At 34.7% G+C, this 22,329-nt stretch carries 11 protein-coding genes and 2 pseudogenes; 9 read left to right on the top strand and 4 right to left on the bottom strand.

The genetic code is table 11. The features are described from left to right. Positions 1–29: 29 nt before the first annotated feature. Genes ABWU58_RS06135 through ABWU58_RS06145 form a run of 3 tightly spaced genes read left to right on the top strand, consistent with a single transcriptional unit; the run spans position 30 to position 2,440 of the window. A complete protein-coding gene (locus ABWU58_RS06135; protein ID WP_353282907.1) occupies positions 30–518 on the top strand; it encodes an ankyrin repeat domain-containing protein in 489 nt (162 codons plus the stop codon). A 4-nt stretch (positions 519–522) separates the two neighbouring features. Continuing rightward, positions 523–963, top strand: a complete 441-nt coding sequence (locus ABWU58_RS06140; RefSeq protein WP_353282908.1) for a DUF2924 domain-containing protein — start codon at positions 523–525, stop codon at positions 961–963. Further along, positions 956–2,440 carry a recombinase family protein gene (locus ABWU58_RS06145; protein ID WP_353282909.1) on the top strand — a complete coding sequence of 495 codons (1,485 nt, stop codon included), beginning with the start codon at positions 956–958 and terminating at the stop codon, positions 2,438–2,440. The genes ABWU58_RS06140 and ABWU58_RS06145 overlap by 8 nt, the downstream gene beginning before the upstream one ends. Before the next feature lie 463 nt (positions 2,441–2,903). On the opposite strand, the gene ABWU58_RS06150 is transcribed toward ABWU58_RS06145, so the two are convergent. Further along, complete coding sequence (locus tag ABWU58_RS06150; protein ID WP_353282910.1) at positions 2,904–5,822, bottom strand: ankyrin repeat domain-containing protein; 2,919 nt, start codon at positions 5,820–5,822, stop codon at positions 2,904–2,906. Between the two features lie 949 nt (positions 5,823–6,771). Here ABWU58_RS06150 and ABWU58_RS06155 point away from each other — a divergent pair. Further along, positions 6,772–8,028 carry a hypothetical protein gene (locus ABWU58_RS06155; RefSeq protein ID WP_353282911.1) on the top strand — a complete coding sequence of 419 codons (1,257 nt, stop codon included), beginning with the start codon at positions 6,772–6,774 and terminating at the stop codon, positions 8,026–8,028. Positions 8,029–8,218: 190 nt separating this feature from the next. After that, the gene (locus ABWU58_RS06160; protein WP_353282912.1) at positions 8,219–17,395 is read left to right on the top strand and encodes an ankyrin repeat domain-containing protein; all 9,177 of its coding nucleotides are present in this window, start codon (positions 8,219–8,221) and stop codon (positions 17,393–17,395) included. A gap of 361 nt (positions 17,396–17,756) precedes the next feature. Here ABWU58_RS06160 and ABWU58_RS06165 read toward each other — a convergent pair whose 3' ends face one another. The 3 genes from ABWU58_RS06165 to ABWU58_RS06175 all read right to left on the bottom strand — a co-directional run bounded on the left by ABWU58_RS06165 (position 17,757) and on the right by ABWU58_RS06175 (position 20,188). Then, a complete protein-coding gene (locus tag ABWU58_RS06165) occupies positions 17,757–18,653 on the bottom strand; it encodes an Rpn family recombination-promoting nuclease/putative transposase (protein WP_353282913.1) in 897 nt (298 codons plus the stop codon). Between the two features lie 94 nt (positions 18,654–18,747). Continuing rightward, positions 18,748–19,995: a group II intron reverse transcriptase/maturase gene (gene ltrA, locus ABWU58_RS06170; RefSeq protein ID WP_353282914.1), complete on the bottom strand. Its 1,248-nt coding sequence runs from the start codon at positions 19,993–19,995 to the stop codon at positions 18,748–18,750. Positions 19,996–20,038: 43 nt separating this feature from the next. Continuing rightward, entirely contained in the window at positions 20,039–20,188 is a 150-nt protein-coding gene (locus ABWU58_RS06175) for a hypothetical protein (RefSeq protein ID WP_353282915.1), read from the bottom strand. A gap of 437 nt (positions 20,189–20,625) precedes the next feature. Here ABWU58_RS06175 and ABWU58_RS06180 point away from each other — a divergent pair. The 4 genes and pseudogenes from ABWU58_RS06180 to ABWU58_RS06195 form a co-directional block, all read left to right on the top strand. After that, a pseudogene (locus ABWU58_RS06180) lies at positions 20,626–20,757 on the top strand (XRE family transcriptional regulator); the annotation flags it as partial. A gap of 409 nt (positions 20,758–21,166) precedes the next feature. After that, a pseudogene (locus tag ABWU58_RS06185) lies at positions 21,167–21,220 on the top strand (hypothetical protein); the annotation flags it as partial. Beyond that, a complete protein-coding gene (locus tag ABWU58_RS06190) occupies positions 21,198–21,530 on the top strand; it encodes a transcriptional regulator (RefSeq protein WP_341817122.1) in 333 nt (110 codons plus the stop codon). The pseudogene ABWU58_RS06185 and the gene ABWU58_RS06190, both read left to right, overlap by 23 nt. 185 nt (positions 21,531–21,715) lie before the next feature. Continuing rightward, on the top strand, positions 21,716–22,243 hold the full coding sequence (locus ABWU58_RS06195) for a JAB domain-containing protein (protein ID WP_353282916.1): 528 nt from the start codon (positions 21,716–21,718) through the stop codon (positions 22,241–22,243). Positions 22,244–22,329: the final 86 nt, after the last annotated feature.

Raw genomic sequence — 22,329 nt, forward strand, 5'->3', positions numbered from 1 at the left:
AAAAGGTCAAAGAAAAGGTGAGGTAGATTATGTTAAAGTTTGGTAAGAAAGAGGAGTCACTATTAGAGAACTCATATAAAAATATTTATGCAAGAGACAAGAATGGAAGAACAGCTCTACATTATGCAGTAGAGGTAAAAACAGTGGAGTTATTAGTCGAAAAAGGAGCGAATGTGAATGCAACAGATATAGGAGGATATACAGCACTACACCTAGCGGTAACGGAGAAACGCCTAGAAACCGTGAGAGAATTGATAAAGTCAGGAGCAAATATAAATGCGGAAGAATATGGAAATAAATGCACTCCATTGCACCTTGCATGTATGGTGGAGAAAGTGGAAATAGTAGAAGAGTTAGTGAAAGCTGGAGGAGAAATAGAGCAAGCGGATAAATTTGGAATGACAGCGATGGATTATGCGAAAAATAGTAAAGAGATAACCGAGGTATTAAAGAAAGAAACAGACAGAATTGAAAAGTTATTTGAACAGCAAAGTGGGAAATCTTCTATGAGAGGCTAAAAGCATGGAGGAAGAAACAGAAAAGAAAGTAATGAATTTGGAGAAAAAAGCGTTGGTAGAGTTGAGAAGAATATGGAAGAAGGTATATGGGGAAGAGGCGCCTAGATACTCAAAGAAATATCTGATACCGAGACTAGCATATAGAATACAGGAGGAAGCGTATGGAGAAATGTCAAGAAAAGGAACAAAAAGACTAGAGTATCTAGCAGATCGGCTAGAGAAGGGAAAAAGAATAAGTAGTGACAAACTGCCAGTAGCAGGAACAGAGCTAATATTAGAGAGAGGGGAAGAAACGCATGCGGTAATGGTAACAGATAAGGGTTTAATCTACAGAGAAGAATTTTTTACGTCATTGTCAGCAGTAGCCGGAAAAATAATGGGAATGAGTTACAATGGGCCGCTCCTATTTGGTTTGCGTGATCAAAAGGGAAGGGAAAATGTGTAAAGAGATAAGATGTGCAATATATACGAGAAAGTCAAATGAGGATGGTCTAGAACAAAAGTTTAATAGTCTTGATGCGCAACGTGTAGCATGTGAAAAATATATAAAAAGCCGAGAAGGATGGGTAGCATTGGCCAAAAGATACGATGATGGAGGTTTCTCAGGAAAGAATTTAGAAAGACCAGCAATAAAGGAGTTGTTTGAAGATGTAAAGACAGGAGAAGTTGACTGTGTAGTAGTATATACATTAGATAGGCTATCAAGAGAAACAAAAGACAGCATTGAAGTAACGTCATTTTTTAGAAGGCATAGAGTAAATTTTGTAGCAGTAACACAGATATTTGACAATAATACGCCAATGGGAAAGTTCGTGCAAACGGTATTGTCAGGAGCAGCACAGCTAGAAAGAGAAATGATCGTAGAAAGAGTAAAAAACAAAATAGCAACATCAAAAGAGCAAGGGTTATGGATGGGAGGAACTTTACCGCTGGGATATGATGTAAAAGATAAAGAATTAATAATAAATGAAAAAGAAGCAAAAGTGGTAAGGTATATATTTGAAAGATATTTGGAGCTGAAGTCAATGGCAGAGTTGGCAAGGGAATTAAACAGAGAAGGGTACCGGACGAAATCAGATATCTTTAAAAAGGCAATGGTGAGAAGAATAATAACAAATCCAATATATATGGGAAAAATAAGGCATTATGAGAAGCAATATGAGGGAAAGCATGAAGCAATAATAAAAGAGGAAAAATGGCAAAAAGCACAGGAATTGATAAAGAATCAACCATATAGAAAGGTGAAATACGAGGAAGCGCTACTAAAGGGAATAATAAAGTGCAAGGGCTGTGATGTAAATATGACGCTGACCTATGCAAAAAAGGAAAATAAAAGGTACCGATATTATATATGTAATAATCGTTTAGGAGGAAAAGGGTGTGCATCAGTGAGTCGAAGTATAGTAGCAGGAGAAATAGAAAAAGAAGCAATGAAGAAAGCAGAAGATTTATATGAAAAATGGGGAGAAAAAGCAGAAGAGTGGAAAAATTTAAGTTTTGGAAAGCAAAAAGAAGTAGTGAAAAAGTTAATAAAGGGAGTAATGGTTAAGGAAGATGGAATAGAAGTGAGTTCTGAATCAGAGGAAAAGTTTATACCAATAAAGAAGAAAGGAAATAAATGCACGGTAGTAGAACCAGAAGGTAAAACAAACAATGCGCTACTGAAAGCAGTGGTAAGAGCTCACTTGTGGAAACGGCAACTAGAAGAGGGAAAATATAGAAGTGTAAAGGAACTGAGTACTAAAATTAATATAGGTACAAGACGTATACAGCAAATTTTGAGATTAAATTATTTAGCTCCAAAAATAAAGGAAGACATAGTAAATGGGAGACAGCCAAGAGCCTTGAAGCTAGCTGATTTGAGAGAAATACCGATGCTATGGAGTGAGCAAAGGGAGAAATTTTACGGCTCAGCGTCGTAACGTTTATAAAAACAACAATATGAAAAAACATCGAAAAAAGTATGTGACAGAAAATTAAAAAAGGTTATTGCAAAAGGAGCTACTACAAAGGGCCACACAAAAAGATGCTGAAATTGATATAGAAAAGTAAGTCAATGTTACAGAATCAATTATGTGAAAATATCAATATAGATGATGAAGATTTTAGCATATTGGATGCAACAGTGGTATACAATTTTAGCTGCATATTTTAATAGTAGATTTAGAGGAAAATTCTTTAAACATCAAAAAAGGCAATACTCTAAACTTCAGCACACAACTCCAGGAAATAGTACATGTCGAGCAATCTATAGCCCCTTTTGAATCTGAGAGTGTACTTGAAAATCCATAAACATTAAGTAAACTTTTTAAATAAAATAGTTTCTTTTTCAACTTACTAAATAAACTTCTCCCATCATTGCTGTGTAACAAATCATATACAAAGCTATGGTCTACTTACAAGCAGCGCCTTCTGTTGATGAGATGCTTTTTCTATCTTTAACTCATCCATACTACAGCTTGGCAAGCTTGAATAGCATAAGGAATCTTTTTGTTCTTGTGTTTGTTTCGCCAAGACCTTATTTCTATAAAGTAGGGGTTGAAAATGATCATGGCCTCCATTTACCATATGTAAGACACTATTGTGACTATAATCTATCTTACATGCTTTTGATCCTGAGCTATCTATTAACTGATGCAAGAACGGATCTTGTTGCTTATCAATAGTGTGCAATGGATTACTCTCTGCAACATGCAATTTCACACCATACTTACTACAAAGTACTCTGCCCTCGATATCGGAACGTCCCCAAAATTCATTCTTTCCAATGCTATTGATATATTGGTTACACGTAATTCCACGATTTACGAACTCACCTTCAACCTCATCAAAGTCATTGCCAATTTTACTTATAAACCACTCTGGAGGATTGTCTTGCGCAAATCTCTTACACTCATTCCTTAACTGCTCTACAGTAACTTTGATTCCCTTCTGTTGTTCTAGACTTTGCCTGAATGAATCAAAAAAACAGCTTCCATTATTGATTGCGTGCCCTAAATAGAAGTCATCAGGTATGTTTGATTTTTGCTCTTTATCACCTTGTTTTTCTACCTTTTCAATAATTTCTTCCTCTAAACCAAAAATCTTACTCCAGTTGTATTTACCTTCTAACCCCAATTTTTTACTTTCCTTTTCTGCTGCTTTAGCTAAGTCTGTTTTAGAAATATCCCCTTTTTCTTCATAGAACCTAGATAAAGTTTTAAAGATGTCTATCAGGTAAGTTTTTATGTCAAAATTCTTCTCCTTTTTTACAATATTAGACTCAATATTGCGTAAATCTTGTAATAACTTATGCCTTCTAGCAACTTCCTCCATAGAATCCTTTCTTAACTCTTCACGTTCTGTCCATTTGTTGTTAGACTCGCTTATTACTTCAGGATGCATTAATTTTCCAGACCTTTCAAAATATCCCTGTTCAATAGCATTGTAGACCCAGTAGTCACCGAGCGCGCAATCATTGCCTAACTCTTCTTCGCGACCTTTGAATTTTTCTAATATTTCTTCTCTATTGCTCACTTCTACTATAATCTTGCTTTTATCCTGTATGTCAGGATACAGTCTAAGGTCTATATTTCCCAAACTAGTATAGAAAGTTAATACTATATCGCTGCCTTCTGTAAGATCTGTGTAATACCTTATGCCGTTTTCGGTTATAATTTCCACCTCACTTTTGCCAATTTTTATTATATCCCTTCTATATGATTCCTGAATTAATTCCAGATTTCTTGTTCTATCTGTGATTCTTGCAACATCTATTATACTATCCTCTGAGTATTCTAAGTAAGATACATTATTATCGATTTTTCCATCATATAGTTGACCGCTGGTAGCAGCCTTTGCAATTCTAAAAAATTCCTCAGTATTACTAACATACTCTAAATGAGCACTGATCATATTAGCCTTATGAGCTTTGAACTTTAATTCTATTGTATCAATGACTTTTAAACTTTCTGACCTTTTTAACTTTGCTCCTCTTGATATTAATGTACATACTATATCACTGGCAATTCCATAGCTTCCTTCTAGCTGAGCAATTTTTTCTAGTACGTGATCTGCAAAGTAATAATCTTTATCTTTAGCAAAATTTAATCTCATTCCAGAAGCTATAATCTCATTTACAACTTCTTGTAATTCAATCATGCTTTTAGCTTTTACTACCTTACTTAAAAACTCATTGCGTTTAGCAAGGTAATTTATTTGATAAATCTCTGATAAAAAACTATCGCATTTTTCATAATTGTCTTGTTTTTTACCTATAAAATCAGCTGCTCCTGCTTTTAAGAGCAAGGCTTTTACATTAGGAAATTGACGAGATGGCGAATCAAGAAGTACTGAACTATCATCCTTAACATTTAAAACTATCTTTAAGTCGTTGTCATTTTCATATTGATTTAAAAACTTTCTTAGATTTTCAACCTCTGGATCATAAGCATTATCCCAATCTTCATCAGAACTTGTAGCGAGAAGCATTTTACCTAGTTGCTCTCTTAATTTTTTTTGACTATTAGTTAATAAACATCCTATAATGTTGTCATTATCAATTGCAACTTGCAGTGGAGTTTTTCCATCGTTATTTTTTATGCTTAAATCAGCTCCTTTGCTTATGAGTAAATCCATAGTTTTTCTGCTTTGATCACTACACTTAGCAGCATAATAGTGTAAAGGTGTGTTACCTTTTTCATCTTGTATATTTGGATCAGCTTTTGCATCTAAGAGATACCCAAGATCTTCATATCCACTAGAATAAATAGCAGTATCATGCAAAAGTGTTTTACCTTTATTATCCTGCATATTTAGATCAGCACCAGCTTTGAGAAGAGAAGGAATAACTTCGTCGTATTCGAGAAACACGTTCAATATTGTTGTTCCTAGATGCCCTCTTTTGAGATTAAGAACGTACTTCAGGTCTTTATTTTTCTCGTTACTTTCTAAAAACTGCTTAAGATTTGAAAATGAGTCATAATTTCCCATATTAAAATCTTTTATAATACTATTGAGTAATTTTTGATTTAACTTTTTTTGACTCTCTTCCAGTCCTAAGTTAGGTGCATGAATAAGCCACTCATCTATTAAATCCTCTAAGTATTTTTTATCATCTATCAAACTTCTATCAGCCCAAAATAAATCTCGCTTAATGAATTCATAATAACTATCTACTGGTAATTCAGTTGCTTCTGTTTTTGGGCTACCTATTTCTGAACACTCTTGTCCAGCACTTAGGTCACACTTCAGTTTTTGCTCATCAGTGTGTTTACTTTGTTCACTGATAGGTTCTACAATATATTTTACTGACCCCGTACCCATATTACCTGCTAGCTCTAGATATAGAATATATTATATAGAATGTGTAGTATGTGTCAAGCTAATTTCAACATAATCTTTTTACTACTCATATTTTTGTTAAGTTTTTATGGTGAGTACTGCTAGGTTAAAAGTTGTTTATTACTGGAAGTTTTAGCCAATTTTACTATAGATCAACAAAATTGAGAACACCAGCTATATTTAATATATAGGAATATGATGCTTTAAAGGAGTGGAAAAACTGCTGAAGATTATACAGTAACCTGCGGAGCAACTTCAGCAGAATAAACAAACACATGCCAGTATTAGTAGAGAATTATTTATAAGTCAACTAACTTTTTCAAAAAATACTTTAGTAAAAGTACCATGCTAGCTAGTGTTATAAAGAATTGAATTATTGACTCTTCCTAAGATTGCAAAAAAGGTCGTATATTTGTGAGAACAAGCCGCGTAAAAATAGGTTGTGAAAATAAAAGCACAAAATTGTTGCAACGAGAAGCTAGTCAAACTAGTTCATATATAAATGTGGCTAAAACATGCTAACATAGCTGATTTTAGGGTATAGTAAAGTTACTATATAAAAAAGTTCGTATGGTACACTTGGTAGACCATGCCATCCCAAAACAAACTCTTCTCTCATTAGTTGATTTTGAACGCTGGAAGTGGTTATTTTACTTGAGATCTTAATAATATATTTTGCTAAATTAATAGCATTTTACTTGCGGAAGAATTAAGACAAGCTTATGACAAAAATAAAATTTAAAATAAACAAGAGGTCATGTATTTTGACTATTAAGAGGCTTTTGTCGAAAGTTATTCAAGCCTAAAAAATTTTTCAAATTGAGGATTGACAAAACTTAGAAACGGGATATCTTACTTAAACTGGTATCAAGTTACAAGTGTATGTTAGGTGTACCAATTTTCATGTTTTTCCATTCATAGAGGGGTGATTATGCTGCATTCAGATATTCCAAGGGTCCTATTTTCTTGTATTAAAGAAGATGACCCCTATAGAGCGTCTAAGCTTTTTCAAATTGAACGCTGGTGCTATGCAAATTGGCGTTTACACCAAAAAAGTGGCCAGAAAGGACGTAATTTTCTTGCACAAGTGCTATCTAGTGAGGATTGTTGGAAAAAAGTAGATAATTTACACGGAGTTAAGCTTGATAGGCAAGTAGTAGGCAAAAAATTGATTGCGCAAGGTTCAAATAATCCATTTAGCTCTGAAAAGAGATATGAGACAGCTTGTCGTTATTGCCTAGAAGAGGATATTGTTGCTTTGTTTGAAGAGAGGAAAAATAAACTATCAGCTCAAGGTAAGAGCAGTCTATTGGAGTATTCTCACTTAGTTAAGACCTTATCAGGGAACCTTTTAATAGTTTTTTGGTCACATTTTATCAGTGGTTATATCTCTAAATTAAATTTAGATGGCTGCCATCCATATGAGTACGGGCTTAAATGTGCTATGAGTTTTAAGCAAGAGCAGGCAGTGGAATTCTTCTGGAATAAGATAAAGTCATTACCTGAAGATGAAATGAGCAGACAAAAGAAGGATGAGATATTGATGAAAACAGCAGTATATGCAGCAGGTAGTCGTTGTAATAGTTATCCTGAAATATTCGAATTTTGTTTTAGTCAAATAAGTCCTGATAAATATCCGGAACTTCTAAAAAGAGACTTAGCTGAAAATGGTTATTATGGTAGTCTAAACACGCTACAGGGTGCACTTCGCTTTGATCAATTTCAAGCATTGTTTGACTATTTGAAACCAAGTAATGTTTCAGAAGATAAATATCTTGTCTGGCTACACTATATAAAAACAGAGAACAGCTCATATTATGCTGGTGAAGGTGCAAAGCTTTTTATGCATATGTGGAGAAAGGAGGGATTTGATAGCCATCGTACTTATGTGCTGAAGGAAGAAGTTTGTAATAGATCTTGCTTTCTTGTTACAAGTTTATTAGTACCTTGGGTAAATCAAAATTACATGGAACCGGTATGGGCAATATTAGATAAGGCCAATTCTGATCAAATCAAAGAATTTATGGATTCTAGGCAAGCGGAGTATATACGATCTGTGTTAGAGAAAAGAGATGTTGATTCACTAAATAAATTTTCATCATACGGTAAGCCTAGATCTGAAGAGCCTGCTAGCTTAACTGAGGTTAAATTAAGCAAGGCATGTGAGCAATTGGAGTTGGGTAATTAAGAGATATTATAAGGCAATTCTATAAAGCAGGTGGTGGTTTCTTGTTACTACTTTAGCTTCTGTCAAAAAGATGTTGCATTATAATACAAATGTTATATATCCAAGTTAGTATGCAGGTAAAAATAGCTTATATTGTTGATATCTCTGATAATAAATAGTGGGTTTGGTATAATGTAATGAAGGGGGTTTTATGTTTAAGGCACAATATCCAATAGATCATCTAAAAAAAGAAGGCGTTAATTCAAAGATTACCGAATCATCGGATGAGATACAATATATAGAGCAAGCTAAAGAATTTCCCCAATTTAAGCGCTATCGGAGGTCTGATGTTGATTCCGAAAGTGAAAGTAGGTTTAAAAGAATCGATGTTCCAGGAGATGGTAGCTGCTTATTTTGGTCCATTACTATGGCTTACTTAATACCTGTCAGAAACGACAATGCTTTATTTCGACAAAGGTATGAAGTACTATTTGGAAATGAAGGAGCTGTAACCCGAGATTTAGATCATATTAGGAATCTGGTTCAGAATTTAAGTGCTGCGAATTATGATGATACATTTGCAAACTTAGTAAGAAATGTATTTCGCAATCGAGTAGTTGATTATATAGGTTCTCATAGGAATGAGTTCAGAGATTTTGTTGAAGGTGATTTTGAGCGTTACTTGAAAAACATGAGGAACCCTAATACTTGGGGAGGTGAACCTGAAATAAGAGCAATGAGTGGAATACTTAGCGCAACAATTAGTGTTTCTGGTGAAGTTGAAACTCAATATGGTAATGGAGATATTCAAATACAATTATTTCATGTTGGCGCACCGGGTAACCGAAACCATTATAATTTTGGTCTTGAGAGAGGTATTGTTGATAATGATGTAGAGCTTGCGAAAGGTTTAAAAAAAGTCATGGGTAAAGGAAGACCACAAGATTTTGAGTTAATACAGTTATTGATAGAGGAAGCAGATACAGAAGTTGGCACAAGTAAGCAAGGAGAGGATTTTAAATCTTTCGAAACAAGATTTCAATCATTTGTGGATCAGATTCCATCTTATTTACACTCTGTAGAAAAAGCAGGATTTTTTACACATTTCTTCTTAGGGAGCTTTTCTACTTTGCTGGATACAGAAATTGCAGAAAAGTTAAATATTAAAAAGATTTATTTTAGTTTTGATACTTCGAAAACTTTAAAGGTGGCTATTGTTAAAAATGGTCAAATTGGAAATGCTGAAGACGCTATTCATAATATAGATCTATTTTCCATTTCAGAAGGTAAGCGTGGCCATCAGTTTACTGTTAATGAGTTGGAGAACATATTAAGAAATAATATAGATAGGAGTAAGATTAGAAATCGGAACGTTGAGCAAAATATTAAGAATGAAATTCAAGATAGAATAAAATCCAGATTAGTACAGATCTACAAAGAAAAGGATGGAATTTTTGTTAATATGGAAGTTAAAGAGATACTTGATTCCCCTGCTAGTAAAGAATTTCATGAAGTAGAGAAAGGAATATGGAATAATCCCGAAGGTGATATAGCGAAGCTATCTGATTCTGATGCGCAAACAGTTAGCAGGTCTTTAAAAAAAGTTCTTGAAAAAATTAATAACGTTCATTCTGAGTATGTAGGATCAGTAGTCTATGATAATAGTGCACGTGAAGCAGCACATCATGGATTTATGGTTGGCGTTTTCATGAATTTTCACTATAGGTATAATCTTAGAGTTTATCCAGAGCAGTTTGCAGGAAGGGGTTATGCAGATATTATCTTGCTAGCTCGTGGTCCTGATCGTGCATTAGACTCTATTCCTATTATTATTGAGTTAAAAGCAGGAGCAGGTCCTAATGCCACTCCAGATAGGGCTTTACAGCAAGCAGAAAAGTATGCACAAGGGTTTCAACCAAATGTTCAGCGAGTTTTAACTACTGCAGATAACATTTTATGTGTTGGTGTCAATCTTGATAATCCATCTCCTATCTCTGATATTAAAGTATCAAGTCGTAGAGAAGAAATAATTCCTCTTTTTCAAGAAATATTAGAATCTACTAAGGATTGGGACACGCAGACAATTGGTAAAAGGGAATTAAAAGAACAGGTAAAAGATAATTTAGAACGTATTTATCATACCTTTCCTGGTACACCAGAGAAGGGAGATAATCATTATTTCAGTAGGTTTTTACTAGGGCAATCATTATTATTAAGTGAAGATTCAGAAACAAGTTTAAAAAAGTACATTTTTATCTATGAAGATAATATACCTACTGAAGTGCATCCTAATCTTCGTGGGCTTGGACGTCTAGCAGCTCAAAGAAGCAGAGAAGCACTATCAACTAACCTTGATGCAAGCCACGCAGTTGTAACAATGGTGCTTATTCCAGAAAATACAGGGAAGTTAGTTTATGTAATAAATATTGTTGAAGCTAACAGAAAGGATGTACCGAATAAAGCGCTTCCTCTTGATAGATTAGGTAGAGAGATAGGAGATAGGGAAATAGTTGAATTAAGTCTTAATTTTGATACTAGATACAAGTCAGATTTTAAAAGATATCTTACTGTTTGGACTGAAAAATATAATTCTTTACAAGAGTACAACAACGGAGCTGAGAGATTTCAAGGTACTTTCAAAAAAGTTCCTTATCCTAGTGAGTTAAAAGAAACATTCGATAAAGCACTAGATATCCAATCTTTATCAATAGGAGGATATAGTAGATTATTAGAAAAAATTGGAGAAGGAATATTCCCTTTTAAGAGCCTCGTTAATAAAGAAGCTCATTTCCAGGGAATATTGAATGGAGCATTTAGTTATTATAGCGACCTAAAATTACAAGAATCACCAGAAACTAGGGCATTAGTTTTAACTGAGTTTCAAACCGGTAGAGGAGAACGTATTGACATGCTAGTTCATGGTATTAAGTTTGTGGCTCAAGGTGGAAATGCTGAGGAGTACACTCCAATAGGGTTGGAACTTAAGGCATCAAGGCAGGGTAAAGGAGCTCAAGCTTTATTGAGGGAAGCAAATGATCAAATAAATGAAGAATACAAAGAAGGTGTTACCTATAAAACTCTTACAGATGGTGATGAGGTAAAGTTTATCGGTGTTGTTTTCGATAAAGGATCTAATAATCCTAGTAAACTTATTTTAACAAGTAGGACAACTAAAGAAGGATTTATTCCTGTTGAAGTAGTTCATAGTTCAGTTCATATGTTGCCTACTGTAGGGCAGTGTTCTAAAAGAAAATCTTCATCGCCGGAGTATCCACCAAGTAAAAAACCAAGAAGAGAAAGAAGTGTAAGTATGGCCTGCATAGATTCGTTTGATGAAGAAAAGATTACAGAGGAGGAAAAAGAACAACGTATCAAAGAGTTATTCAATGCTGATAAGGTAGCAGAAAGAGTAAAGAATATTGAGTTTTATGATCAGCTTTTCAAGGTTTCTCAGCAGATATCTGAAGGTGAAATTATAGACAAAAATGTTGAAGAAGCATTTGTAGCAAAGATCAAGGATGTAGACCTAAATTCGATAGATCCAGAGATTAGGGATATTGTGAAAGAAATGAAGGATAATATAGAGAACAAAGAAGAAGTGAAAAATATTCTGAGGAGATCCGGAGTAGCAGAAAAAATAGGAAAAGTAGCAGAAGGTGCAGGCCTTGCCTTTACAGTATTTTTAGTTGGTAAACATATAGCAAATGGAGATGTAAAAGGACTAGGTTATGATGCATTAAATCTATGGGTAATGCCAAAGATTGGTGAAAAAATTTCTGGAAAAATGTTAGAGTTAGGAACAAAGCTTGATTCTCAGATGTTGAAGGAGTTTGCTCCAGTTATGGGACGTGCTATAGGTAACTTTGCAGCGTTTTTAGGGTTAGCGGAGTCAATAAAAGCAAGGCAAAGTGCGACAGATCCTGTAGATATAAAGATTGCTGACCTAAACATCGCAACTAATTCTATCTTTATCGCTGCAGATGTACCTGCGGTTGTTACGGAAACAATGTCAGCTATAGGTATGGAAGCAGGAATAATAGGAGAATTTGCAGGTCCAGTTGGTGCTGCTATTTCAGTTGCTGTAATCATTATAGCACAATTTGTAGAAGCAGGACTTGAAGTAGAAAAATTAGGAGAACATATAAAACTTACAGATCAAGAGAAACATGACTTATATTGGGATTTTTTTCTTGGTAAAAAAGTACTAGATTATATAGAACATGATATGGAAGCAGAAGAGATATATAAACAGTATATATCAAGGATCTTAGATCAATTTAAGAGTAACTATGATACAATAGCTATTTCACTGCCTTCCATACTGGTTACAAAAGAAGAATATGCTACTAGTAAACACTCTCGAGATAAAAGACAGGGGCATATGATGCCATCGGATGTTGGTAAAGGAATTGTAGAACTTTTAGGCGGATTTAAGTGTTATACCCAAACTAGGGTGATTAGTAATAGACTTAGTTTTGACTTAGGTACAAATATTACGCACTTTCTTTATGCTGATAATATGAATTACTATTCTAGAATTATTCCCAGTACTGTTGAAAATTATAGTGTCACTTGTGGACCACGTGATGATGATATCGCAATACATGAAAAAAACAGGGAAATTCTGTATACGTTGCCAAGTCAAGCTTCATGTGGAGATTCATCACCACATAGGGGTAGGATATTAAATAGAGTGTTAGAAAAGTGGTTCTTGCAAGAATATTCTGGCGACTGTTATAATGCAGTTATATACAGAAATAAGAATTCACGTGGGTATGGAAGCGTATATTACATACCGGCTCAAAATGCTAATGTTAATATTGTTTTTCAAGAAAAGGATATTTTAAATGGTGATCGAGATAGAAGAGATAATATAGAAAATAGGTACTATTTTGAAAAGTCATTAGATAGTTGTAAGGTATATAGTCCAGCTAAAAATTTCTTTCACATAGCAGGAAAGTTTTCTTGTGATTTAGGAACAGATGGACAAAAGAACATAGTCATAACACAAGGTAATCTTACTACAGATTCAATAAACATACATTCTATTATTGGCAGTAATAGAACTAATTACCTAGAGTTCTTCAATGTAGATTATGTAGATGGTAAGGGTGGAAATGATGTAATAACAGCAAAAAACTTTACTGCAATAAAGGGTTATTTTGGTGATTCCATTCATGGAAAAGGTTTAGTATTATTACCGATAAATTTTAATGATATAGGTAACATAACACACATTAACAATATAACAACCATCTATAATAAAAGTGGAGCTTTTATAGGTGTAGACAAACAAACATCGGTAAAAACAGCAGATGGTTTATTTGTAACACCAACAAAAGTAGATGATAAGACTGGCGTAGTAACAAACTTGCATGTGACAAAAAGCATAGGTAGTAATGTTGTGTTAGATGATGAATTAGATAATTTACGAAAGATAGACAATTCAAACTTTAATATTACAAAGCAATTATCAAGTGCTAATTATCATAGTACTATAGGTAGTTCCAGTAATCATATTTTTTATCCTGATAAAGAACATCATAATTTTTACTGGGAAGCTCCAAGTAATATAAGTCATCTTTATCTTTTCGATAACAGAAACGCTAATATTACAATTGCTCAAGCAAATGGCATATTAGATTTTAGCCAATTAAATAGTACATTAAATGATATGCCATTTATAGAAAATGATAAAGGAGAAATAAAGATTAACAAAAATGGCCTAAATGTAACTCTGCTACCAGATTATAAAGATGTTACAGTTACATTTGACGGAGAAGAATATTACAAACTTCAGGGTGGGGAACTAGAGCGTGATTATTGTTCTCATAGTTTGGAAATAGATGGAAGATTTAGCGTTAATGGTACTGACCTTTTAAATCATCATAATTGTTTCACGTTTGATTCAGATAAAGTACTCTTTTTGAAACTAAATAATGATTTGCTATTGTTGTCAGATAGAGGGGCATTATCAATATCGGATTATTATTCTTCTGTTCACAAAAATTGGGATTTATCTATAGAGCTGAGTAACAAAATTATGGAACCAGGAGAATTTGGAGAAAGAGCTGATGGCTTTAGTTCTTTCAGGTATTATAAACCAGATGAACAAGGGTTACAGATTTATCATAATCAGCCTATTAATAATAATGATATTGGTTTGGTTGATTTGAAAGGTAAGTCTATATTAGATTTCGATATGAAAGTTATGAATGATACCTTATTGCTATCACATAAAAGTAACACTCTTGTAAAAGTAGAGAACTGGAATACTCATCAACCAGCAAGGGAAATGATGTTCGCTTTTAATGATGCAATAGTTTCTAATTCAAGGTGTATAGCTTCTACTTGTAATTCAGAAGATGTTATAGTGGATTTTAACGAAGTTATAGTGAGAATTTTAAAATTGAATAAAGAATTGTTACTTGCTGTAAGAAGTCATGAGCTTAATGAGGTTAAAAATCTGATTAGCCAGGGTGCTAGCTTAGAAGCCAAAGATGGTGATGATAATACTCCTCTACACTGGGCTTCTTGGAATAGTTATTTAGATATAGTAGAGTATCTCATTAAAAGTGATGCTAATTTAGAGGCAAAAAACCGCTATGGCAGAACACCTTTACTTAATGCTTCTTGGAATGGTCATTTGGATGTAGTAAAGTATCTTGTTGAAAATGGTGCTAATTTAGAAGCTAAAGACTATAATGGTAAAACACCTCTACACATGGCTTCTTTAATTGGTCATTTGGATGTAGTAAAGTATCTTATAAGCAAAGGAGCTGACATTAATACTAAAGCCAATGATGGTAAAACACCGCTAGACATTGCTATTGATAAAAAACATGATAATGTTGAACAATATTTAAAACAAGTACAATTAGATAAAAAGTTGTTGACTGCTATGGAAGGTGTTGATCTTAATGAAGTTAGAGGTCTTATTGCCAAGGGTGCTAACATTGATACCAAAGACAAGGATGGCAATACACTACTGTATTCAGCTGCTGAAATGGGTGATTTAGACAGAATAAAATTCCTTCTTGACAATGGCGCTAATATTGAAACTGAAAATGGGGAATATCAAGCAACTCCTTTACATGGAGCAGTTGAAAACTATAGGCTAGATGCAGTCAAATTACTTCTTAGTCGTGGTGCTAATGTTAATGCTGAAGACAAAGGTCATTGGACACCTTTACATTACGCTGCTGATACCAACAGGCTTGATGTAGTGAAGTTTCTTGTAGGTGCTGGTGCTAATCTTGGTGCTACAAGTGATTACGGTAAAACACCGCTAGATATCGCTATTGATAAAAAACATGTTAATGTTGAACAATATTTAAGGCAAGTACAATTAGATAAAAAGTTGTTACTTGCTGTAAGAAGTCATGAGCTTAATGAGGTTAAAAATCTGATTAGCCAGGGTGCTAGCTTAGAAGCCAAAGATGGTGATGATAATACTCCTCTACACTGGGCTTCTTGGAATAGTTATTTAGATATAGTAGAGTATCTCATTAAAAGTGATGCTAATTTAGAGGCAAAAAACCGCTATGGCAGAACACCTTTACTTAATGCTTCTTGGAATGGTCATTTGGATGTAGTAAAGTATCTTGTTGAAAATGGTGCTAATTTAGAAGCTAAAGGCTATAATGGTAAAACACCTCTACACATGGCTTCTTTAATTGGTCATTTGGATGTAGTAAAGTATCTTATAAGTAAAGGGGCCAGCATTAACGCTAAAGACAAGGATGGTAAAACACCGCTCGATATTGCTATTGATAAAAAACTTGATAATGTTGTAGCATATTTACGACAAACACAATTAGGTTTAAATGAACAATTGTTAGCTGTAGTACGGGATGGTGATTTTAATAAAGTTAAAGATCTTGTAGGTAGAGGTGCTAGCTTAGATATTCAAGATAGCAATAATGGTTGGACACCTATAATCTATGCCGCTCAGGGAAGTAAATGGGATATGGTCAAGTTCCTTATAGCTCAGGGTGCCAAGTTTAATAATGAGATTACATATCAAGGAACACCATCGCACTTTGCAGCTCAAGAAGGTAATCCAAATATGGTTCAATTTCTTCTTGATAAAGGTGCTAATATTGAGGCTCAAGATGCATACAATAGGAAACCTTTGCATATTGCTGTTGACGCAAACAGGTTGAATGTAGTAAATCTACTTCTTGACAGGGGTGCTAATTTAAAGGCTACAGACATGTACGGCAAAACACCTTTAGACCTAGCTATTCAAAAGGGTTACGAAGATATAGTAGAAGTTTTGAAACGAAAACAATTGGATCTAGATAAAGAATTATTAATTTCTGCAGAAAAAGGAGATCTTGAGAAAGTCAGAGACAGTATCAGACAAGGTGCTAACGTTAATGTTCAGGGTAGGCAGGGTTGGACTCCTGTGTTCTGGGCCATTCAAAAGAATAATTTTAATATAGTTGAACTTCTTTTAGATAACAGTGCTGATATTAAGGTCAAAGATAATGAAGGTTGGACACCTCTTCATTGGGCTGTTCAATTGGATTTATTAAATATGGTTAAGTATCTTGCTGAAAAAGGTGCTGATATTGATGCTTTAACTGCTGACGGTAGAACACCACTAGATATTGTTAGAGAAAAACTCAGAGTAAATGGTAAAAATGAAGAATGTAGTGATGTTGTGCAGTGCTTAGAAAAACTTAACCAAGAAAGAGAAAAGCCTGTACAACGCAGACGCCGTCATCATCATGGTTACTTATCACGTAAACCTTTTGCTATAGATTCAAGTAATCAACCTGAGATAGTAGCAAGCAGTAGCACAAGACCATCTTCATGGATAAATGATTGTATTTCTTGGGTGAAAAAATTAGCAGCCAGCACTTTCTCTATAATTCCTGCATTACCCTCTCAATACAACATTGCAGACAAGAATAATGTAAAAAGTGATAATAAAAACATACCACAAAGTACATCATCTGTTGGTTGGAATAAATTCCTAAATAATGAAAATATTGCTCTTGCGAGTTGTGTTGCCGATGCATTAGATAATACTCCAAGTAGGCGCTATCAAGGTTTAATGAGTAAAGGAGTAGAAGTTGTGCCAAGCAGCAGAGTTGCAGTTGAATTTGCTCTTAAAAAATTTAATTCATTTGTAGAAGATAAAATAAGAAACCTAGAATCAAAAGAGCAAGCTAGAATACATGTTGAACTTAAAGATGCATATCCAGAAATAATAGCAAGCTTGGAAAGAGGAGTTGAATTTAGTGGTAATGTTGGGTTAGATAATGTTTTAGAAAAGTGCAAGAAGTGCTTTTGTACAAATGTCTTACCAAAGGATAAAGTATCAACTTGTCTTTCTGATGTAGGAGTAACCAAACTTGGAGGTAATCTCAATAGGTAGGTTATAATATAAGAGGTGGAGCTATAATATGCCAAGTAGTGGAAAATTTAAAGTGAAGGTGGCAAAATTAGCCACAAAATAATTAGGTATACCAGTAGCAAGTTTGATGGTTCTAATACTAACATGAATGAAGTAGGAATACAAGACTAGAGTTGGGGAATAAATGGTTAATATACTATCCATATTAAACTTACAGCACGTAGCTTTGATATAGAAGTTTGGGTAACGTTATGATAGTAATTTATATAATTCTATGTGCAATCTTTATAGCCATTTTAGACAGTTCACTAGATTCTTAATTAGGGGATGTTTCTAACTTAGAGAAGGTTTTCATAAATGTTAAAGTGAATAAGTAGGAGTATTATGTTTTTTCTTTGAGTTGTGAAATTTCAGAATGAGAGAGGCCGGTAATTTGAGCTATAACATCTATAGAGACACCGGCCTTAAGTGAGTTTTTGGCTACTTCAACTTTACCTTTTTGATGGCCGATTTGGATGCCTTCTTGTCTACCTTCTTGTTTACCTTCATCTCTAGCATCATCAAGACGTTGTTCCCAAATAGCAGCTTCTTTCTGTACACTCAATACTCTTTCTTCGTATGCTGCAAGATCCTCTTCTTCCCAACTAAACTTGTCTAATGCATCATATGCTAGCTTTATTATTGGTGATTTTTCTGCAATATCTTTTAGGTCTTCATCTGTAGTATCTTCTGCATACCGGAAAAAAAAACACCACCTTTCTACTGTGCTCTCTAGTTGCTCTACTTTATTTTTTGCGAATTTAGGCAACTCAATAAAGACGAATTGAAAATCTTTTAAGTAATGTCCATTAGTCTTTATATCACGTATATTGTGAGTAGAAATATACTCAACCTCTGTAGGAAATAGCGTACTATTGGAAATAGCAATAAAGAACACTTTCTTAAAATCAATGTAATTGCCAGATTGTCTTGAGTAAGCTTTAGCAGCATAAAGTTGGGCACGTTTTTCAAAGCACTTGTCTCTAGCGGGCTGCATCTCTGCAATATATCTATTCCCGAAAGAATCCTTACAGAGGACATCAACAATACTCTGTTTATCAGAAGCAATTTCAGGGTCCATAATAGTGCTAAGAAACTTAACATCTTGAATTGTGTTAACACCAGTAAAGCCTAAGATGTCATTCAAAAAGTGGATAAGAATCTTCTTATTTTTTTCAGTGCCGAACACTCGTTTGAAGGGCAGGTCATATTTAGGATCGAGGAACTTAGAAAAAGTCATAAGAAAGAACCTTGGAGAGTAGACCGGCGGAGCTTCCCCACCAGTCTCTCGCAGAACTGTACGTAAACCTCTCGATTTATACAGCTCCCGTTATTCAGCCTTTTGATCCCAATCCTAGTGTCCAGTGATAGAAAATATTTGGAGACCTCTTTCTCACTTTTGCTAGAAATTGCTTTGCTAGTCTTCCATGATTTCGAAGTTTCTTATATTTGGCTCTGACCCATCCTACTAGGTGCCACTCTACATTTCTGAGAGATGGATACATCTCTGATTTATAAAACCTGCCATAGTACTGATACCAGCCTCGGACTATAGGATTTATTTTCTTTGATATTTTCTCTAGTGTTGTATATGTTTGCCTACGTATTTTCCATGACCTTATGGTTTGGTTGATCTTCTTCTTGGCTTTGTTGCTAATTGCAGGTAGAAATGAGACAAAATAGTTTCCTATTTTATTGTTCTTTGCCAGTCTAGGTCTGAACGTGTAACCCAGAAAGTCAAAGCTCTGTATTGGAAACTCATCTCTCCTATTGTCATCCTTACAGTACACTATTTGTGTCTTTTCAGGATGTAATTTTAGCTTAAACTCAGCCAATCTTTCTTCGATCTTGTCTTTTATGAATTTTGCCTGTTTCTGGGTTTTACAGTGCACCATTGCATCATCTACATATCTCTCAAATGGTATTGTTGGGTAGTTTTGCCTCATCCACATATCAAATGCATGATGCATAAATATGTTAGAAATGATTGGGCTTACAGAACCTCCTTGTGGAACTCCCTTATTCCTAACTACCTTACTGCCATCTGCTAGTTGAATCGGGGCTTTCATCCACCTTTCCACGTACAGTATGACCCACTTGCAATCTGTATGCTTCTTGATAGTTTGCAATGCTAACACATGATCCAGATTGTCGAAAAATCCAGAAATATCAAGATCTATCGTCCAATCACTTCTCCAACATCTCTTACACGCTGTACTTACCGCATCCAGTGCAGACTTGTTTGGTCTATAACCATATGAATCTTCGTGAAATTCCGGCTCTATTAACGGTTCGAGATACATAGTAGCTGCTGTTTGCCCTATCCTGTCGAATACTGAAGGAACACATAAAGTTCTTTGTCCTCCTGTATCTTTTGGTATCGCAACAGCTTTTACTGCTTCTGGAAAATAACTTCCGGATGACATCCGATTCCACAGTTTGTATAGATTATCTTTTAGATTTTCTTCAAACTTTGTTACCGAGACCTCATCTACACCTGCCGCACCTCTGTTTTTGGATACTTGTTTATAAGCTTTCCAAATCAGTTGCTTTGGTATGTCAAAAGATTTTGTTTTATTCATTAACTCTTCCCTTTCGGTTGATAAATAATTAAAACTAAATAACTCAGCCCCTTCGCTCCATTTCCATTACAAAAACTTCTTCACTACTACGAGCTAATCCGCCCCTGTTTTTCGCATCAGTACTCTCTTCCTTAGAGTTCAGCTCCTTGGACTTCTCCCTTATCATCGAAACGACAGGTTCCCGTAGTTCCACACAATAGCCTGAAATAGGTTCATGCCACCTATATGCCGGATGCCACCTACCCAGTAGACAAGTTCCCGATAGGCTTATCCCAAGTTACTTTTTCTCCCCTGGTTTTGACATCATCGCATTACCTTTCGACGTGTAATCAGTGGTTCACTTGCATTCATCTCTCTATTTCACACATGACGCATAATTACGCCTTTTCCATAACGCTCACTACCTTGGCTCTTTACCAAAGCAGCTTATGGTTGTTTGAAGCCTGCTCTTGTAAACCGGCTCCGAGGGGTCCACCCTCATCTATTGTACAGCTTTCGCACTTAGTTTGCTCTTTCCTGAACATTCCTTGTGTCTCTACGGCACACAAAAAGCATTAATAATTATACACAATTCTGAAGAAATGTTCAACAATTAAACGTAGTTGATTTATGTTAACCTGTATAATATTTATGACAAACATCTCGATAAGGTACCAGATAGCACAAAAAGTAAGGAGCTGGAGGTTAAAACAAAAATATACTCTGAAAAACTTAGCAGACAAGGCAGGCATAAACTATCATACACTGATAAGATACGAGCAAGGAACATGTGGCATTCCAACTGAAAAGTTAAAAATCCTAGCAGAGGCGTTATCAATTAATGTTAGAAATCTCTTTCCAAGACGAAAAGTACTAAAAGAAAGTAGTTGTTTCGACAAAGCTAAGATTGAGGAAATGTATAATTTCATAGAAAAAACAGGAGGACACAAAGCAATTTATGCATTAGCCAAATCTGTTCGAGCTGAAGAAGAAAGTAATATAAAAGCAGCAAGAATAAGAATTGCAAAGAATCTAGTTAAGGCGGGGTTTGATACTGAGATTATCTATCGAGCAACGGGCTTATCAATTGAAGAATATGCTGATAGAGAGAGTATCGGTTGTACAAGCCAAAACGGAGGACAAGAGATAAAAAAGTGGAAGAGGATATACTCAAGAAGAATTAGCAAAAAAGCTAGATGTAGGACCCTCGCAGGTACATCATTATGAACAAGACTCTTTTAAGTGAAAGGTTATGGGAAATAGCAAAAGAACTATCAGTAGATGTTGAAGATCTGATAAAGGAATACAAAGAAAATGATTGCGAAGATGGTGAAACAGAAAATGAATTATTAAGTTGGGCAAGAGAATATAGAAAAATTGACAATCAAGAATCACTAGATGAACTGAATATATGGGTAGAATTTTTATTGCAAAGAAAGCAAATTTACAAAGAGAAGATTGATAAAATAGAGGGAATGAAAGTTGCAAATAATTTACTCAAGTTAGGTTTTTCTACTGATGTTATTTCTAAAATAGTAACAACTTCTTTTACATAAAGGGTTAATTTTCAATTAGATAAACAAGCATCTGTTAATATCTTAATTTTTTGATGAAAAAATAAGTAAAAAAGATTGAAAAATTGATTTGACTTCACTCGGAAGCTATGGCTTTATGCCAAGACTGCTAAAAAAGTAGCAGTAAACAATTAAAAACAATTTGTTATTAACGAGGAGTATATTTTATGAATAATAGTGAAAAACTTACAGAAGAAATAGAGAGAGTACTACAAAGCGGAGGAGGAAGTGCTCTATTTGATCGCGAAATAGTGGCAGTGCTTCTAGGAGCAGTTCATGACAGAAAGCAAGCACAAGATGTGACTAAAACTTTAATGGATAATTGCCCAGGAATAGGAGAAATTTTAGGGCGAGAAATCGATGACCTGAAAATGATAGACGGAATGACTGAACATGCAGCCGCAGCAATTGAATGTGTTAAAGAAGCTTACAAGAGGGCACTAAGAGAAGGGTTAAAGAGAGGCCCTGCAATGGATAGCCAAGAAAAGCTCATAGAATATGTAAGGGTAAGTATAGGCTTTTCAGCAAAAGAAGCTGTCCAGATAATATATTTGGATACACAGTACCGTTTGATAAGAGACGAAGTGTATTTTGGTACAATAGATGAGGTGCACCTATCTGAAAGGAAAGTGGTAAAAAAGGCATTATCAATGGAGGCAGCATCGATAATATTAGCACACGATCAACCACCTTAATACCCCATTCAACAACCAAAAAGAGATTACAGTTACAGATCCAACTCATCCGCTATTTGGCAGAACTTTTCCTATATCCTTTATCA

This window comes from Wolbachia endosymbiont (group A) of Pogonocherus hispidulus, from assembly GCF_964028195.1.
In the GTDB taxonomy this organism is placed as follows: Bacteria; Pseudomonadota; Alphaproteobacteria; order Rickettsiales; family Anaplasmataceae; genus Wolbachia.

Bases quoted from the DNA above. Each gene is read 5' to 3' on its own strand.
- ABWU58_RS06135 (WP_353282907.1), top strand. From the start codon at position 30: ATGTTAAAGTTTGGTAAGAAAGAGGAGTCACTATTAGAGAACTCATAT.
- ABWU58_RS06140 (WP_353282908.1), top strand. From the start codon at position 523: ATGGAGGAAGAAACAGAAAAGAAAGTAATGAATTTGGAGAAAAAAGCG.
- ABWU58_RS06145 (WP_353282909.1), top strand. From the start codon at position 956: ATGTGTAAAGAGATAAGATGTGCAATATATACGAGAAAGTCAAATGAG.
- ABWU58_RS06150 (WP_353282910.1), bottom strand. From the start codon at position 5,822: ATGGGTACGGGGTCAGTAAAATATATTGTAGAACCTATCAGTGAACAA.
- ABWU58_RS06155 (WP_353282911.1), top strand. From the start codon at position 6,772: ATGCTGCATTCAGATATTCCAAGGGTCCTATTTTCTTGTATTAAAGAA.
- ABWU58_RS06160 (WP_353282912.1), top strand. From the start codon at position 8,219: ATGTTTAAGGCACAATATCCAATAGATCATCTAAAAAAAGAAGGCGTT.
- ABWU58_RS06165 (WP_353282913.1), bottom strand. From the start codon at position 18,653: ATGACTTTTTCTAAGTTCCTCGATCCTAAATATGACCTGCCCTTCAAA.
- ltrA (WP_353282914.1), bottom strand. From the start codon at position 19,995: ATGAATAAAACAAAATCTTTTGACATACCAAAGCAACTGATTTGGAAA.
- ABWU58_RS06190 (WP_341817122.1), top strand. From the start codon at position 21,198: ATGAACAAGACTCTTTTAAGTGAAAGGTTATGGGAAATAGCAAAAGAA.
- ABWU58_RS06195 (WP_353282916.1), top strand. From the start codon at position 21,716: ATGAATAATAGTGAAAAACTTACAGAAGAAATAGAGAGAGTACTACAA.